12 protein-coding genes and 1 other RNA gene are annotated in these 17350 nt (G+C 41.7%); 5 read left to right on the top strand and 8 right to left on the bottom strand.

The annotated features are described in order from the left end of the window. Nucleotides 1-9 precede the first annotated feature (9 nt). The 4 genes from WKR92_RS01975 to WKR92_RS01960 all read left to right on the top strand — a co-directional run bounded on the left by WKR92_RS01975 (nucleotide 10) and on the right by WKR92_RS01960 (nucleotide 4876). Complete coding sequence (locus WKR92_RS01975) at nucleotides 10-1119, top strand: tetratricopeptide repeat protein (RefSeq protein WP_375556154.1); 1110 nt, start codon at nucleotides 10-12, stop codon at nucleotides 1117-1119. Between the two features lie 3 nt (nucleotides 1120-1122). After that, a complete protein-coding gene (locus tag WKR92_RS01970; RefSeq protein ID WP_375556153.1) occupies nucleotides 1123-2298 on the top strand; it encodes a tetratricopeptide repeat protein in 1176 nt (391 codons plus the stop codon). A gap of 88 nt (nucleotides 2299-2386) precedes the next feature. Continuing rightward, on the top strand, nucleotides 2387-3814 hold the full coding sequence (locus WKR92_RS01965) for an alpha-L-fucosidase (protein WP_375556152.1): 1428 nt from the start codon (nucleotides 2387-2389) through the stop codon (nucleotides 3812-3814). A gap of 15 nt (nucleotides 3815-3829) precedes the next feature. Then, nucleotides 3830-4876 (top strand): sialidase family protein, encoded by a 1047-nt coding sequence (locus WKR92_RS01960; RefSeq protein ID WP_375556151.1) that lies wholly within the window; start codon nucleotides 3830-3832, stop codon nucleotides 4874-4876. Between the two features lie 5 nt (nucleotides 4877-4881). On the opposite strand, the gene WKR92_RS01955 is transcribed toward WKR92_RS01960, so the two are convergent. From WKR92_RS01955 to ffs, 8 genes are all read right to left on the bottom strand, one after another. Continuing rightward, nucleotides 4882-5286 (bottom strand): hypothetical protein, encoded by a 405-nt coding sequence (locus tag WKR92_RS01955; protein WP_375556150.1) that lies wholly within the window; start codon nucleotides 5284-5286, stop codon nucleotides 4882-4884. Between the two features lie 6 nt (nucleotides 5287-5292). Beyond that, a complete protein-coding gene (topA, locus tag WKR92_RS01950; protein ID WP_375556149.1) occupies nucleotides 5293-7698 on the bottom strand; it encodes a type I DNA topoisomerase in 2406 nt (801 codons plus the stop codon). 97 nt (nucleotides 7699-7795) lie between these two features. Beyond that, on the bottom strand, nucleotides 7796-8884 hold the full coding sequence (mnmA, locus tag WKR92_RS01945; RefSeq protein WP_375556148.1) for a tRNA 2-thiouridine(34) synthase MnmA: 1089 nt from the start codon (nucleotides 8882-8884) through the stop codon (nucleotides 7796-7798). Between the two features lie 77 nt (nucleotides 8885-8961). Beyond that, entirely contained in the window at nucleotides 8962-9471 is a 510-nt protein-coding gene (gene purE, locus WKR92_RS01940; RefSeq protein ID WP_375556147.1) for a 5-(carboxyamino)imidazole ribonucleotide mutase, read from the bottom strand. A 10-nt stretch (nucleotides 9472-9481) separates the two neighbouring features. Next, nucleotides 9482-10624, bottom strand: a complete 1143-nt coding sequence (locus WKR92_RS01935) for a 5-(carboxyamino)imidazole ribonucleotide synthase (RefSeq protein WP_375556146.1) — start codon at nucleotides 10622-10624, stop codon at nucleotides 9482-9484. An 11-nt stretch (nucleotides 10625-10635) separates the two neighbouring features. Further along, nucleotides 10636-11607: a YpdA family putative bacillithiol disulfide reductase gene (locus WKR92_RS01930; RefSeq protein WP_375556145.1), complete on the bottom strand. Its 972-nt coding sequence runs from the start codon at nucleotides 11605-11607 to the stop codon at nucleotides 10636-10638. 15 nt (nucleotides 11608-11622) lie between these two features. Continuing rightward, nucleotides 11623-12282 carry a fructose-6-phosphate aldolase gene (gene fsa / locus WKR92_RS01925; protein WP_375556144.1) on the bottom strand — a complete coding sequence of 220 codons (660 nt, stop codon included), beginning with the start codon at nucleotides 12280-12282 and terminating at the stop codon, nucleotides 11623-11625. 129 nt (nucleotides 12283-12411) lie between these two features. Beyond that, nucleotides 12412-12510, bottom strand: an RNA gene (gene ffs, locus WKR92_RS01920) — signal recognition particle sRNA small type. Between the two features lie 313 nt (nucleotides 12511-12823). Between ffs and gltB the strand changes: the two genes are divergently transcribed. Further along, nucleotides 12824-17338 (top strand): glutamate synthase large subunit, encoded by a 4515-nt coding sequence (gene gltB, locus WKR92_RS01915; protein WP_375556143.1) that lies wholly within the window; start codon nucleotides 12824-12826, stop codon nucleotides 17336-17338. Nucleotides 17339-17350 lie beyond the last annotated feature (12 nt).

Here is a 17350-nt window from a genome sequence, read left to right as displayed (position 1 = left end):
ATTTGTGAAATGAAAAGATTTTTTTTACTGCTTTTTGTCCTAATTATAGTGGGACAAAACGTTGCATGGGCACAATCGGATGAAAAAGAAGGGAATAACAGTTTTGCGATGTATGCAAAGACTGCCGATTTTAAGCATTTAGAGAATGCTAAAAAGTTTTCGGATAATGCCTACAAAGAACGTCGCGACTCAGTAGCATATAAGAATAATCTTTTGCGCGCATTGGTTTATAGTGCATTAGCAGTGGCAGATTCCAATCGGACGTTGAAGTATACAAGAGATCCGATTGAAGAAGCTAAATTTGCTTTAGCAAAATTAGATGATGAGCAGTTGAACTATGAAAACGACGCTCAAATTACATACATCCATAGAAAGCTCGGAAATGCACATTTAATTCTCGGTCGTCGAGCACTTAATAACAATAAATACGATGAAGCTTATAGTCATCTAAAGCAGGTAGATACGTTGAGTAAAGGCGATATTAACGTAAAGCATAATTTATCGGTACTTGCCTCGCAGCTTGATAAGCCGGAGGAGGCTATCTTGTACTACCAAGCATATTTGGAGAACAAGGGTACGACTGATGCTGATGATGTGCTGATATTGGCGAATTTATACAATAAGGCCGATAATCAGAACGAACGACTTAATACGTTGCTGACCGGATCAGACTCATATCCTGACAACAAGGATATTCTGTTTCAGATTATTAATATTTATGCCGCCAATGGATCATATGACGCAGTTGTGCCGCTAATAGAACATGCAATCCGTTTAGAGCCGGAGAATGTTGAGTTAAATTACCTTGCCGGTTACACGTATGAAGTTACAGGAAACCGTAAACAAGCGGAACAGTATTATAAAACAACGTTGGAACTTGACGATAATAACTATAATGCTAATTTTGAGTTGGGTTTACTATATTTAGGCGACTTTGTTGACGATACCACCGCAAGCGAAAAACAAGAATTGGCAGAAAAGTACTTGTTAAAAGCTAATGAAATAGACCCTAACTCACTTAATGCATTGAGATCACTGGCTATATTATTCAACGAATCCGGTGATACTATCCAATATGAACGAGTAAGTAATCAATTAAATCAGAACACATTCAATTAACACATGAAAATTAAATCACTACTATTAATTGCCTCTTTGTTTTGCTCTATTTTTGCATTTGCACAAAAGGGTGAACTGAATAGAGGTAAAGCGAGCTACAGCAAGTTTAACGAGGTTAAACAAATAGGTAGCGCTGCATTAGGCGTAAACGACCTAGAAGACGCGAAAACTTCTTTGGAAAAAGCCTCTCAGCACGACAAGACAAAAGATTTGTCAGAAACATGGACATACTTGGCATTGGTGTATTCAGACTACGTGCTGTTAGACTCAACAGGTGGAGCTGATGAGTATAAGCAAAAAGCACTTGCAGCAATCGAAAAAGCAAAAGCCGGTGAAGGAGCTGAAGAGCAAGCAGGAAACATAGATGTTGCGGCTAGAACACTTGCTCAAGCAGAATTAACAACAGGGGTTAAAGCCTTTGAAAATCAGGATTTTGCTGCTGCTTATGAGGCGTTCAACGCCGGTTTGGAATATTTGCCGGGTGATACGCTATTCTCTTATTACGCGGGTTTAGCTGCTATCAACGCACAGGACTATCCTAATGCAATTGAGAAGTATAAAACGCTTTTAGCCCATGACGATTTTTCTAGTCTTTCTCAAGTTTACCTTGATCTTTCTCGTTTATATTTGATGCAGAGCGATACAACCGCTGCAATTAAATATGCAAAAGAAGGATCGACTAAGTTCCCGGAAAATCAGGAACTGGCTACTCAAAATATTGAGTTGAACCTGCAGGCAGGAAACGAAGCAGAAGTTATCGCGGATATTTCATCACAGATTGAAAAAGATCCATCGAATGCTGTATTGCATTATTATCACGGGATCGCATTAGGAGCTAGTGGTCAAAATGATGAAGCGGAAGCTGCCTATAAAAAATCGATTGAATTAGACCCTGAATCTGTGAATGCCTATATTAATCTTGGCGGATTAATGTTAAACAAAGGTATCGAGGTTTTCAGAGAGGCTAGTAAACTGCCTGCTAATGAGCAACAGAAGTACAACGAGCAGGCTAAAATAGGAAACAAATTGGTTGATGATGCATTACCGTTTTTGCAAAAAGCAACTGAAATCGACCCTACCTCTTCTGTCGCGTGGCAGAACCTAAAGACTTATTACCAATTGAAGGAGAATACAGAAAAAGTTGCCGAATTGGATGAGAAGATTAAATCTCTGAATTAGGAGTTATAATTTAGATTACTAAAAAAGGGGAGCTGTCTAGATGACGGCTCCCCTTTTTTAGTATATTTAAGGTGAAACAGCCTTCATTATGAAAAGACCTTTGATAACGTTCATTTTTTTAGTCATATCATACTTTTGCTATGCGCAAGCTCATAATGTGTCCGACGGATATCAAGCGCCATCAGACCCGCTGGTAGTGGAAAATCTTGAGGAATGGCAGGATATGAAATTTGGTTTATTTATGCACTGGGGTACCTACAGTCAATGGGGTATTGTTGAGAGCTGGTCATTATGTCCTGAGGATGAAGGTTGGACGCAACGGAAACCTGAGCATGGTGAAACGTATTTTGAATACGTAAAGAATTACGAGAACTTGCAGACAACTTTTAATCCGACCGACTTCGACCCCGCCAAATGGTCAGATGCAGCAAAGGCCGCAGGAATGAAATACGTTGTATTTACCACCAAACACCACGATGGCTTCACTATGTTTGATACTCAGGAATCCGATTATAAGATCACATCACCTAAAACACCATTTTCTACAAATCCTAAAGCGGACGTCACAAAGGAGATTTTTAATACATTCCGGTCAGATGGGTTCAAGATAGGAGCCTATTTTTCTAAACCCGACTGGCATACTGATTATTATTGGTGGCCTTATTTCCCACCAAAGGATCGAAATGTAAATTATGATCCGGAAAAATATCCCGAACGCTGGGAGAAGTTTAAAAACTTCACCTTCAATCAGATTAATGAATTAACAAGCAATTATGGACAGGTAGATATACTTTGGCTGGATGGTGGGTGGGTACGTCCGTTTAATACTATTGACCCATCGGTTGAATGGCAACGGACTATTAAAGTGGAACAAGATATTGACATGGATAAAATTGGTGCTATGGCACGTAAAAACCAGCCTGGTATTATTGTCGTTGATCGTACGGTGCCCGGCAAGTGGGAGAATTATGTTACTCCGGAACAGTCGATTCCCGAACAACCTTTAGGTATTCCGTGGGAAAGCTGTATCACTATGGGGAATTCATTTTCGTACGTTCCAAATGACCAGTATAAGCCGGCCAAAACTATTGTTGAAACCTTAGTGAAGATTATTTCTAGAGGCGGTAATTATTTGTTGAACATTGCCCCCGGTCCAAATGGTGATTTTGATCAAGAGGCATATGATCGTTTGGAGGAGTTAGCCTCATGGATGAATATTAATGAGAGTGCGGTCTTTGCTACACGTGCTGTCGCACCTTATCACAAAGGCGACTATTATTATACGCGAAGTAAGGATCAAAAAGTGGTTAACGTTTTTCATCTTTCAGAGGGTAGCAAGTACCAACAGCCCACCCAATTTAAGTTTCCACTGCCTTCAGGTTTCGTTCCAACGGAAGTGAAAGTGTTAGGGTATACGGGAGAATTGCAGTGGACAAATGAGAATAACGAAATAGTGATAGACAGTCCAAATATAAAACTTCAGTATGCTGGGGTTATCCAGTTGATATCTGAATAATTAGAGGAGCTTTTAATGAAATTGAATATTAGCTATCTTTTCTTAGCTGTTTTTTTTACGATGGCTTGTAATAATTATGAACAAGTGCCGGACCTGGTTCTAGAAAGCGAAGAATTCATATTTGAAGAAGGGCTATTTTTCGATCAATGCCACGCTTCTACAATTGAGGAAACGTCCAGTGGCGATTTGCTCGTCAGCTGGTTTGGCGGCTCCGGGGAAGGAGCGGAAGACGTTGCAATCTGGGGTAGTTTGCACGACGGGGAGCGTTGGTCTCAGCCTAGGGTGCTGGCGGATGGTAGGGTCGGTGACTCACTTAAATTTCCCTGTTGGAATCCTGTGCTATTTCGTCCGGAGGACGAGGGGCGCATATTTCTTTATTATAAAGTCGGGCCCAATCCTCGTGAATGGTGGGGAATGACTAAAGTTTCTGACGATGGAGGAAAGACTTGGGGGAGCGAACGAAGACTTCCGGACGGTATTCTCGGCCCTATTAAAAACAAACCGATTGAGCTCACAGATGGTACTGTGTTGGCGCCTTCGAGTGTCGAACTTACCGAGAGTAGATGGACTGCCCATATAGAAAGGAGTGATAAACAACAGATGAACTGGACGGTGCATCCAATAGACCACGGATCCGAGTTTAATGTTATACAACCAAGTATTCTGGTTCATCCTGATAATCGACTTCAAGTTCTGTGTCGTAGCAGAGAGGGAAAGGTCATGTCGTCATGGTCGGAAAATCGTGGGCTTACTTGGTCGAGTTTAACACCGACTAACTTAATCAATCCTAATTCGGCTACCGATGCAATTCGTGTTAACGATTACTTTTTAATAGTATACAACCCAGATACACCGGGTAAAGATTGGTGGGAAGGACGCAGCCAATTGAATGTTGCGTATTCGATAGACGGGTTAGAATGGACTGATATTCTGGAACTTGAAAACAAAACGATGGGCGAATTTAGCTACCCAACCATCTTTCTCGATTCGCAGAATAAAATTCATATTACCTATACGTTTGATAGAAAGAATATCAAGCATGTGGTCTTAAGAGAGCGGTAGGGAAGTTAGCCAACCAGTACGCCGGGCTTATTTAGAATCGGTAGTTTAATGAAGTTTTCGTCAACGACGCTTTCAGGCAAAAAGATAAACTTTTTATCGTAGATCACACCTTCAATATAATAACTTAGCCAATATTCATTCGTAAGACCAAACAGTGCATCATCTATCGGTTCGATAAGAGCGAACGAATTAGCCTCAACATCACCAATGAAATGCCGTAGAATACTGGTTTTAATATCTTTACCGTCACTTACATCATAACCTTTGGATGTTACCAATACATTTTTGAGAGTTTCCCTTTTCCGATTAATTAGATAGACACTCCAACTTTTAGTCTCGGGGGTCTCGCTTTCTAAGCTGACAGCAATGCTTATGTCTTCGACAATATTTTCTGGTAAATCCTTTTTCATCGCTAACTAGCTTTCCTTTGCTTTCGCTTTACTGACCGTCTTTTTCTTAACAGATGCCTTCTTTTTTGTAGCCGTCGCTTTTGCAGATTTTGTTGCACCCTTGCCTTTTTTAGAAGCCGGTTGCTCATCCGCAAGTTTCTTAATTTCCTCAAAGGTCAAGTCTTCTGCAACTTTATCCTTCGGAATTTTGATATTTTGTTTTCCGAAGCGTATAAACGGACCCCAACGTCCATTTTCAACTCGAACATCTGGATCTTCATCAAAAGTTTTAATGATTTTATCAATGTCTTTTTGCCGTTTTACGCGAATGATTTCAATAGCCTCATCTTCTTCTACATCAAGCGGGTCTCTACCTTTTGGCAACGAGTAGAAAGCTCCGTCGTGACGTATATAAGGACCAAAGCGACCGATAGCCACGGTCATGTCCTTTTCTTCGAAACTACCGACCTTTTTAGGCAACTTAAAAAGCTCCATGGCTTCTTCAAATGTAATTGTCTCAATCATTTGACCAGTACGTAGACTGGCGAAGCGTGGCTTTTCTTCGTCGTCTGCAGTGCCTATCTGAACCAATGGGCCGAAGCGACCAACGCGAACAATTACCTTCTTGCCCGACTCAGGGTCAACTCCTAATTCACGCTCATGACTAGCCCTTTCAGCAGTTTCTAAAGTGTTTTCTACATCGTCATGAAACGGTCCGTAGAAATCCTTTAACATCTTTGTCCATTCCTTTAACCCCTGTGCAATCTCGTCGAATTGTTTTTCGACGGTCGCTGTAAAGTTAAAGTCAACGATATCCTCAAAATGCTCAACAAGAAAATCATTTACCATGACACCAATGTCCGTCGGAAACAATTTACCCCGCTCTGCCCCAGTTATTTCAGTTTTAGTGACCGATGTAACTTCCTTATCTTTTAGTGTAAATACTTGATAATTTCTTGGTTTCCCATCCCGATCCTCTTTCACTACATAGCCACGATTCTGAATAGTCGAGATCGTCGGCGCATAAGTCGAAGGACGTCCAATACCCAATTCTTCCATTTTTTTAACAAGACTCGCCTCAGTATAGCGTGCAGGCGGTCGCGTAAAGCGCTGTGTAGCACTCATCTCATCAAGATTAACCTCTTGGCCGATAGTCAGTGGAGGCAGTAACGCATTATCGCTGTTGTCGTCCAGATTAACCTCTGACTCTTCATCGGTTGATTCGAAATACACTTTCAGAAAACCATCAAATTTCATTACTTCGCCGTTCGCAATTAGTTCTTCCGGACGAGTCGAAATAGAGAGTTTTGCAGTCGTTTTCTCAAATTCCGCTTCACTCATTTGGGACGCGATAGCACGCTTCCAAATCAATTCGTAAAGACGTTTATCAGCTGGCTCTCCTTGTATCGTATGGTTTGCGAAATTTGTCGGACGAATGGCTTCGTGAGCCTCCTGAGCTCCAGATGATTTGGTTCTATATTGTCTTTTTTTATGATACTTTTCGCCGTAAGCTCCTTTAATTTCCTGTTCAGCAGCGTCAATTGCTGTTTGGCTCAAATTAACTGAGTCAGTACGCATATAGGATATATACCCAGCTTCGTAAAGTCGTTGTGCAACGCGCATCGTTCGTGCCACCGAATAACCAAGCTTCCTGCTGGCTTCCTGCTGTAGTGTAGACGTAGTAAACGGAGCAGCGGGTGAACGCTTGCCCGGTTTTGTTTCGAGCGATTTAATTTTAAAATCTGCATTCGAACAATCTTTTAGAAATTGCTCAGCATCTTTCGCTTCATTGAAGCGTTTCGCCAGTTCGGCTTTGAAAAGCTCCTTCGGTTTGCCCGTATTGAAGATCCCGACTGCTTTAAATGATGCAGACGGAACGAAGTGATTATATTCCCGTTCACGATCAACCAACAAACGAACGGCTACCGATTGCACGCGTCCGGCAGATAGGGAAGGCTTTACTTTTTTCCATAAAACCGGTGAAAGTTCAAAACCAACCAAGCGGTCCAACACCCGTCTTGCTTGTTGTGCATATACCAAATTGTAGTCAATCTTTCTTGGGTTTTCAATAGCTTTAACAATGGCCGGCTTCGTAATTTCGTGAAAAACAATACGCTTGGTTTTATTCTCATCCAAACCTAGTGTTTCGAATAGATGCCATGAAATAGCTTCTCCCTCGCGGTCCTCATCGGAAGCTAACCACACCATTTCTGACGCTTTTGCTAATTTTTTTAATTCACTAACTACAGCTTTTTTGTCTGCCGGAACTTCGTATTTCTGTTCGAAGTTATTGTCTACATCGATAGCCTCATCCGTTTTTACCAGGTCTCTGATGTGGCCATAGCTGGACTTGACTAAAAAATCTTTTCCTAAATATCCTTCGATTGTTTTCGCTTTTGCGGGTGACTCTACAATTAGTAAATTCTTTGCCATTAATGATGTTGGTTTTTGCAAATAAAGGCAATTAAAAAGGTATTTTCAAATGAATACAAATATTTTATCGCAGGTGGTCTGCAATTCAATATCGGCTCTAAGCTAGAAAACCACCGCCTATTAAGTCGTTTCCTTCATAGAAAACAGCCGATTGGCCGGGCGCTATTCCTTTCACAGCATGATGAAATTCGACTTGCATTGTATCGCCGTTCTGAACTAGTGTACTGGTCATTCCTGCATCTTTGTATCGTACCTTCGTCACCGCTTCCATAGGCTCGTCTAACGATGTATATTTGACCATGTTAATGTTTCTGACAACGGCAGCTGAACGTTGCAGTTCGATTTCATCACCAATCACTACCGTGTTGGTTTCAGGGATGATTTGAAGAACAAATACCGGGCGACCTAAAGCAATGCCCAAGCCTTTGCGCTGACCGATGGTATAGTAGGGATAGCCTTCATGTTGCCCCACCACCGTACCGTCGCTCAAAGTGAAGTTCCCTGGGCCAACCCGTTCATCTAAGTCTGCAACCTGATGACGAAGAAACGACCGATAGTCGTTGTTGGGAACAAAACATATTTCATAACTTTCTGATTTGGTAGCCAACTCATGTTGACCCATATCTTCAGCCATTTGTCTAATTTCCGTTTTGCTAAAATTTCCTAAAGGGAAACGAGTCCGAGCTAAGTTTTCTTGCGACACGCCCCAAAGTACATAAGACTGATCCTTGTTTTCGTCTTTCCCCTTAGACACTACATAGCGACCATTGTCATGTACCCGGATATTAGCATAATGCCCCGTTGCGATAAATTCACAATCTAAATGATTTGCTCGTTTTAATAAAGCTTCCCATTTGATATGCGTATTGCATAACACACAAGGGTTGGGGGTGCGACCTGCAATATATTCTTCAACGAAATTGTCTATAACGGAACCTGAAAATTCGTTGCGTATATCTAAAATGTAATGAGGAAAACCATAAGCTACCGCTAATGCTCGTGCATCATTAATGCTATCCAAGCTGCAACATCCAGTCTCTTTAGATGAGCCACCTGAAGAAGCATAATCCCATGTCTTCATAGTTAGGCCGATCACTTCGTAACCTTGTTCATGAAGCATAACAGCTGCTACCGAGCTATCCACTCCGCCGCTCATCGCCACTAAAACTCTTCCTCTTTTGCTCATAGTATTAATTTTGGATTTGCAAAGGTAAGTCAAAAAAATAGATCCTCATCGTTGAATGTTCAGCTGAAAGTCAAAACTTATTTGTTTTGTTTCTCAACTTCCTTCGCAGTTTCCTCTACTTTTTCCCTCAGCTGATCTTTATAATGAACCAGATTTTGTGCAAGCTGTTCATTAGAAGTAGCTAGGATTTGCGCTGCCAATATACCTGCATTTTTTGCTGCGTTCAGTGCTACCGTTGCTACTGGAATACCATTGGGCATTTGCAGTATAGATAATACGGAGTCCCAACCGTCAATAGAATTGGATGATTTGACTGGCACACCGATAACGGGAATATGCGTAATTGAAGCAACCATGCCGGGGAGATGTGCTGCGCCACCAGCACCAGCAATGATTACTTTCAGTCCACGCGAAGCCGCGTTCTTTGAAAAGTCAAACAGCCGTTCGGGTGTACGGTGTGCAGAAACAATCGTTATTTCATACGTTACACCCAGCTCTTTTAATATATCTGCCGCATCCTGCATCACAGGTAAGTCAGATTTACTGCCCATAATAATGGCAACTTCGGCAAGTTGGTGATTTGACATGATCTTCTATTTAAGCAATTACTTTAATAATTTTTTGAACCTTTCTTGCTGTTTCAATAGCCTTTTCCCGATTATCATTAACAATCGTGATATGGCCCATCTTACGGAATGGTTTGGTATATTTTTTTCCGTATAAATGTACGTATACACCGTCCATATCTAAAACTTCCTCTAAGCCTGTGTATTTAGCGAGCCCTTGAAAATCTGGCTCTCCTAGTAGATTGATCATGACAGCATTGCTCATTACCTTTGTGCTTCCTAATGGAAGGTTGAAAATAGAGCGCAGATGTTGAGCAAACTGCGAAGTAACATTCCCTTCAATGCTGTGGTGACCACTATTGTGTGGGCGAGGAGCTAGTTCATTAACCAGCAGTTCCCCGTCCTTCGTTAAAAACATTTCAACGGCAAGTAAACCGATAATTTGAAGGTCTTCAGCAATCTTTATAGCGAGTCGTTCCGCACTTTGTTGAACTTCCAAAGGAAGGGTGGAAGGAGAAATTAGATATTCTACTAAGTTGACATCGGGGTTGAACTCCATTTCTACAACCGGGAAAGCTTTCACTTCTTCATTTTCGTTGCGCGCTACAATTACACCGATCTCCAATTCAAAGTCGATCCATTTTTCAATGAGGCTTGGCGCTTCAAAAGCCGTGTTGATATCATTTTCTGATAATATCTTCATGACTCCACGGCCGTCATATCCATCCTTACGTAATTTCTGGATGTAAGGAAGATTGAAATGTGTTGCTTTCAAATCTTCTCGTGAAGAAATAAGTTGGAACGGAGCCGTTGGAATATCATTTTGTTTAAAGAATTCCTTCTGTAATCCTTTATCCTGAATCAACCGAATAATGCGAGCTTGCGGATATACCACCACGCCTTCTTCTTCTAGTTTTTCAAGCGCGTCTACATTGACCTTCTCTATCTCAATCGTCAGCAAGTCAACACGCTTTCCAAAGTTATATACCGTTTCAAAATCATTCAAAGCACCTACTTCAAAATGATCACACAGCTTTCTACAGGGTGCGTTTACATCAGGATCCAAAACAGATACACTAGCGTTAAAGTTAATTGCTTCTTGGATTAACATACGACCCAATTGACCGCCGCCAAGAATCCCCAGTCTTAAATCGCTATAAAACTCTTTTGCCATTTATTGTTTGTTTATTTATTTTTTATCGCTTGAATAATTTGGTCTGCGTGGACTCTCGAATTTTCTATGAACCACGAATGGGTATTCAATCCGCCACAAACCACACCCGCAAGGTAAATCCCATCTACATTCGTTTCCATCGTCACCGGGTTATAAGCCGGTGTTTTGCTTATTTCATCTTGAGTCTCAATACCTATTTTCTTCAAAAATGAAAAATTAGGTTGATATCCCGTCAAGGCCAGCACAAAATCGTTCGGAATAGTTATTTTTCCTTCCGGCGTCATCATATCCACTTCCTGTTCGCGAATCTCTGTTAGGTTACTGGAAAAGTAGACTTGGATAGACCCTTCTGAAATCCGATTCAAAATATCAGGTCGTACCCAATATTTCACTCGTTGTCCGATTTCCTGCCTTCGCACCACCATGGTGACGTGAGCACCTTTTCTATAGGTTTCCAGCGCGGCATCAACCGATGAATTGCTAGCACCCACCACCACTACGTTTTGATTAGCATAATAATGAGGCTCCCGGTAGTAGTGCCGTACTTTTTCTAAATGTTCACCAGGGATATTCAGCATCATCGGCTCGTCATAGAAACCCGTCGCAACAACCACATTCTTGGCTTGGTACGCGTTTTTACTAGTTTTAACGTGGAACAGATCAGTCTCTTTGACAACGTTCTCTACTTCTTCAAAAAGATGTATATCTAGGTCATAATTTAGCGATACTCGCCGATAGTATTCCAGTGCTTCCGCACGTTTTGGTTTAGGGTTAATACTCACAAATGGTAGACCTCCGATCTCAAGCCTTTCGGCAGTTGAGAAGAACGTCATTCCAAGAGGATAATTAAAAAGAGAATTTACAAGACATCCTTTTTCAAGGATCAAATACGACAAACCAGCTTTTTTTGCGGCGATCCCACAGGCCAATCCAATGGGGCCGCCGCCTATTATTAGTACATCAATTAAGCTACTGACTCGCATGTATAATTAAAATGATTATTTGCCCGATGCTTTTGCATGGTCGGCTAAGAACTGTGCTAAACCACTATCCGTTAATGGGTGTTTAAGAAGAGCTAAAATAGCTGACAAAGGTCCTGTCATTACATCTGCACCAATTTTTGCACATTCTAAAATATGCATTGTGTGTCTTACAGATGCTGCTAAAATTTGTGTTTCAAATCCGTAGTTATCATAAATCATACGAATATCTTCAATTAATGATAATCCGTCAGTTGATATATCATCTAGTCGGCCAATAAAAGGGGATACATAAGTAGCACCCGCTTTGGCTGCTAGTAAAGCCTGACCTGCTGAGAATACCAATGTGCAATTGGTTTTGATCCCTTTAGAGCTGAAGTATTTCAGTGCTTTCACACCGTCCTTAATCATGGGAACCTTCACAACGATCTTCTCATTAAGTTTCGCTAATGCCTCACCTTCTTTAATAATTCCGTCATAATCAGTGGAAATTACTTCTGCACTTACATCACCATCCACGATGTCGCAAATAGCCTTATAATGGTTAATCACATTTTCATCCCCACTAATGCCTTCTTTGGCCATTAAACTTGGGTTGGTGGTAACACCGTCTAAAACACCTAAATCCTGCGCTTCTTTAATCTGAGAAAGATTGGCTGTGTCAATAAAAAATTTCATCGATTGTTTTTTTGATCTAAATTTTATAAAAATCCCTAAAGAATTCGTGAACAAATTTAACCAATAATATTATGAATTTATAACCTATTGTCGGAAAGAATAGTAAATCTAAAAATGGGGGTAAAAAAAAATGGGCAAGCCCCTTTTATCGCACCGCTACAACCTTTTACCCTTGCTGCGTTCCCGCCCTGGGGGATTCAAAGGGAGCTGGTCGTAAAAGACTTACCCACCGCAAAAGTAGCAATAAAAGTGATATTAGCATAATGAAAAGCACTTTTATTGCTATTAGGCTGGCTTCCTTGCAGTTAATTTTTTTGCCGAAATCGCCCTCACTGCTTGGCAGGGTCGATGTAAAATAGCTAGAATATAGTTCATTTTTAATTATTGAGCCTATTTTTTATCTAATTTATAAAAATTCAAAATAAACCATTTAATATACGTTTTTTATAAAAAAAATGAAAAAAAATACAGAAAGTGTAATTTTTTAAATAAAATAATGATAAATTAGCAAATCGAATTGAATTGAATGCAAATTAAAACAATGAATAAATTAGAACAGAAACAAGGCTTGTATCGTCCTGAATTTGAGCATGATGCGTGCGGTGTTGGCTTTGTGGCTCATGTAAAAGGAGAGAGATCGCATCAACAGATTGTTGATGCATTGGTAATGTTAGAGAATATGGAGCATCGTGGAGCATGCGGATGTGATCCTGATAGTGGAGATGGAGCAGGGATTATCTTTCAGATTCCTCACCAGTTTTTATGGGATGAGTGTATTGCTTTAGATATTTTATTAAAAGAGCCGGGTCATTACGGTGTTGGTATGGCATTTTTGCCGAAGGATGAAGAGGGGAATGCTCATTGCAGATCGCTTATTAAGGAGGCTGCCATTAATAGGGGTTTTAACTTTTTGGGCTTTCGTGATGTTCCGGTTAATCCGGAAGGTATTGGAGTAACAGCCTTGAGTGTAGAGCCGTCCATTGTTCAGTTTTTTGTGGAGCGTCCGCGTGATATTAAGACAACGGAAGATTTTGAGCGCAAACTTTATGTGTTGCGTAGACTTATTGTTCAGGAAATAAAGAAGACTGCGGAGGAGACGCAGGAACACTTTTATGTTACCTCCCTCTCGTGTCAAACTATCGTCTATAAAGGACAGTTAACGACAGCTCAAGTTCGTGCCTATTTTACAGATTTACATGATGAACGTGTTGTTTCTGCCTTTGGTTTGGTTCACTCGCGTTTTTCAACCAATACATTTCCTTCCTGGCGTCTGGCGCAACCTTTTCGTTTCGTCGCTCACAATGGCGAAATCAATACCCTGACCGGAAACTTGAATTGGTTTTATGCTGGGATGGAGTCCTTAATATCACCATATTTTTCGGAAGAGGAAATGGAGATCCTTCTGCCAGTCATTGATAAAGGTCAGTCGGATTCTGCTTGTTTAGATAATGTTGCGGAACTCTTGATGCATTGCGGTCGCTCGCTACCTCACGTCATGTTGATGATGGTTCCCGAAGCGTGGGATGGCAATACGCAAATGGATCCGATAAAGAAAGCTTTTTATGAGTTTCATGCGACCTTGGTAGAACCATGGGATGGTCCAGCGGCATTATGCTTTACAAATGGTAAAATGATCGGTGCCATGTTGGATCGTAATGGCCTTCGTCCGCTGCGATACTCCGTGACAAGCGATGACAGAGTAGTGGTCGCTTCTGAAACCGGAGCATTGCCGTTAAAGGAAGAGCTGGTTATCAAGAAGGGGCGACTACAACCTGGGAAAATCTTCCTAATTGATATGGAAAAAGGGGAGATTAGCAGTGATGAAACCGTAAAGGCTGAACTGGCGAATAAGCAACCCTATACTGACTGGTTGGATCAATATAAGATTCGACTGGATGATTTGGCAGAACCAAGAGTTACGTTTACCTATTTAGCAAAGGAATCTGTTTATCGCTATCAACAAACTTTCGGTTATTCCAGAGAAGATATACAAGATATATTAATTCCCATGGCCCTGGATGGTAAGGAGCCGATAGGTGCTATGGGCACGGATGTTCCTTTAGCGGTTTTATCCGATCAAGCACAACATCTTTCAAGCTATTTTAAACAATATTTTGCGCAAGTGACCAATCCGCCAATCGATCCTATTCGTGAACGACTGGTGATGAGCTTGGCTACGTTTATCGGTAACGGCGGTAATGTCGTCGATGAAAATAAAATGCATTGCCATTGTGTAGCACTTGAGCATCCGGTGCTAACGAGCAAAGAGCTAGAAAAACTACGAAGCATTGACACGGGGGTGTTCCAAGCTAAGACTCTTCAAACGTATTTTCGTGCCGACGAAACGCCAGGCGCATTAGAAGATGGTCTAAATCGCCTTTGTCATTATGCGGAAGATGCTGTTAAGGATGGCTTTGAAGTTATTATTTTGTCGGATCGGGCTATCGACTCCCAGCATGCGGCAATACCTTCGTTGTTGGCTGTTTCGGCAGTTCACCATCATCTGATTAAAGTCGGTCGCCGTGGTTCAGTTGGTTTGGTTGTAGAGGCAGGCGACGTTTGGGAGGTACATCACTTTGCTTGCTTGCTTGCATTTGGAGCAACGGCGATTAATCCATATTTGGCGTTAGCTTCTATTCGTACACTAAAAGAACAGGGGTCGCTGGAAACCGACTTGCAATGGGCGGATCTGAAAAAAAACTACGTGAAATCTATTTGCGCCGGACTGCTTAAAATATTCTCAAAAATGGGAATATCGACCCTACAGTCGTATCATGGAGCTCAAATTTTTGAGATTCTAGGTATTAATAAAGAGGTGGTGGATCGTTATTTCTGCGGTTCTGTTTCCAGAATTGAAGGTTTAGGGTTAGATGAGATTGCTAAAGAGGTGCTTATTAAACATAAACGAGGTTTTACATCGAATAAAAAAGGAAACCTACTGCCGGAAGGAGGCTTGTACTCTTGGAGAAGACGCGGTGAAGCTCACTTGTTCAACCCAGATACGGTGCACTTGTTGCAGAAAGCGTGTCGTACAAACGATTATGAAAGCTATAAATCTTATTCGGCAGCCATTAGTCAGCAAAACGGTAAATACTTTACCTTAAGGAATATTCTTGAGTTTGCTTATCACCGGACACCTGTCCCGTTAGAGGAGGTTGAGCCGATCGAGAATATCATGAAGCGTTTTGCCACCGGAGCTATGTCTTTCGGATCCATTTCTCATGAAGCGCATAGCACATTGGCAATTGCCATGAATCGTATTGGAGGTAAAAGTAATACTGGTGAAGGCGGAGAGGATGAAATCCGTTATGAAAAGATGGAAAACGGGGACTCGATGCGCTCTGCGATAAAACAGATTGCTTCCGCACGTTTTGGCGTCACATCTCATTATTTGAGTCAGGCCGATGAATTGCAGATTAAAATGGCGCAGGGTGCTAAACCGGGTGAAGGGGGCCAACTCCCTGGACATAAAGTGGATGATTGGATTGCGAAGGTGCGTCACTCCACTCCGGGAGTAGGGCTGATTTCTCCGCCACCACATCATGATATTTATTCTATCGAAGATTTAAAACAATTGATATTCGATCTGAAAAATGCGAATCGCGCGGCGCGTATCAATGTGAAACTAGTTTCTAAAGCAGGGGTCGGAACCATCGCTGCCGGTGTTGCTAAAGCGCATGCTGATGTTATTCTTATTGCAGGATATGACGGTGGCACAGGTGCTTCGCCCATGAGTTCTATTAAGCACGCTGGTTTGCCTTGGGAGTTAGGACTAGCAGAAACGCATCAAACCTTGGTGAAGAATCGTTTACGCAGTCGCGTGGTACTTCAAGCCGACGGACAAATGAAAACGGCTAAAGATATTGCCATCGCCACACTCTTGGGTGCAGAAGAGTGGGGCGTGGCAACTGCCGCTTTGGTGGCAGGAGGATGTATTATGATGCGTAAATGTCATCTGAATACCTGTCCGGTAGGAGTGGCCACCCAAGATCCGGAACTGAGAAAACTGTTTACCGGACAACCAGAACATATTGTTAATCTCTTCCAGTTTATCGCAGAGGAGATGCGGGAAATTATGGCCTCTTTAGGGTTTAGAACGGTTGATGAAATGGTGGGCAAGGCACATTTCTTAAAACGTAAAGAAAATATATCGCACTGGAAAATTGACCATGTCGACTTAAGCGATGTTCTCTATGTAGCGCATGACGCAGATCCGAAAGCGCTCTATAATACGGAGCAGCAGGATCATGAGATGGATGACATCTTGGACTGGGAACTACTTAAACAGGCTCAAGATTCCTTAGAAAGTAAAACACCGGTTTTTGGAACTTTTGACCTGAAAAATACGGATAGAACCATCGGTACGCTTCTGTCAAATGAAGTATCAAAAATGCATGGTTCAGAAGGATTACCTGATAATACCATAAACTATAAGTTCAATGGCTACGCCGGTCAGAGTTTTGGTGCTTTCGCAACCAAAGGCTTGTCTTTCGAACTAGAGGGTGAAGCCAACGATTATGTGGGTAAGGGCTTATCAGGGGCGCAACTGGCTATTTATCCGCGTGAAGAGAGCATGTACAATGCAAGCGAAAATATCATCATTGGAAATGTGGCTTTATACGGAGCTACGTCGGGTCGTCTCTTTGTACGTGGACAAGCTGGAGAACGTTTTGCTGTTCGAAACTCGGGAGCAACTGCCGTGGTAGAAGGTTTAGGTGATCACGGTTGTGAATACATGACCGGTGGGCGCGTCTTGGTGCTCGGAGAAACAGGTCGGAATTTTGCAGCTGGGATGAGCGGTGGTATCGCCTGGATCTACGATGTGTCTGGAACGTTTCATGAAAAGTGCAATGGTGAGATGGTTGATCTTGAAAAATTGGATACGCAGGATGAAACAGAAATCATCTCTTTATTAAAGAAACATATACGACTAACGAATAGTGATTTAGCAAAACATATTTTAGATCATTGGCAGGACGCCAAACCGTTCTTCATCAAGGTGTTCCCTCGTGAATACAAGCAGGTTTTATTAGCTAAATCATTGGTAAATAATTAAAGAAACAGGAAC

Source organism: Albibacterium profundi (genome assembly GCF_042159835.1).
Taxonomy (GTDB): domain Bacteria; phylum Bacteroidota; class Bacteroidia; order Sphingobacteriales; family Sphingobacteriaceae; genus Albibacterium; species Albibacterium profundi.
This window is presented reverse-complemented; position numbering and strand designations above follow the sequence as displayed.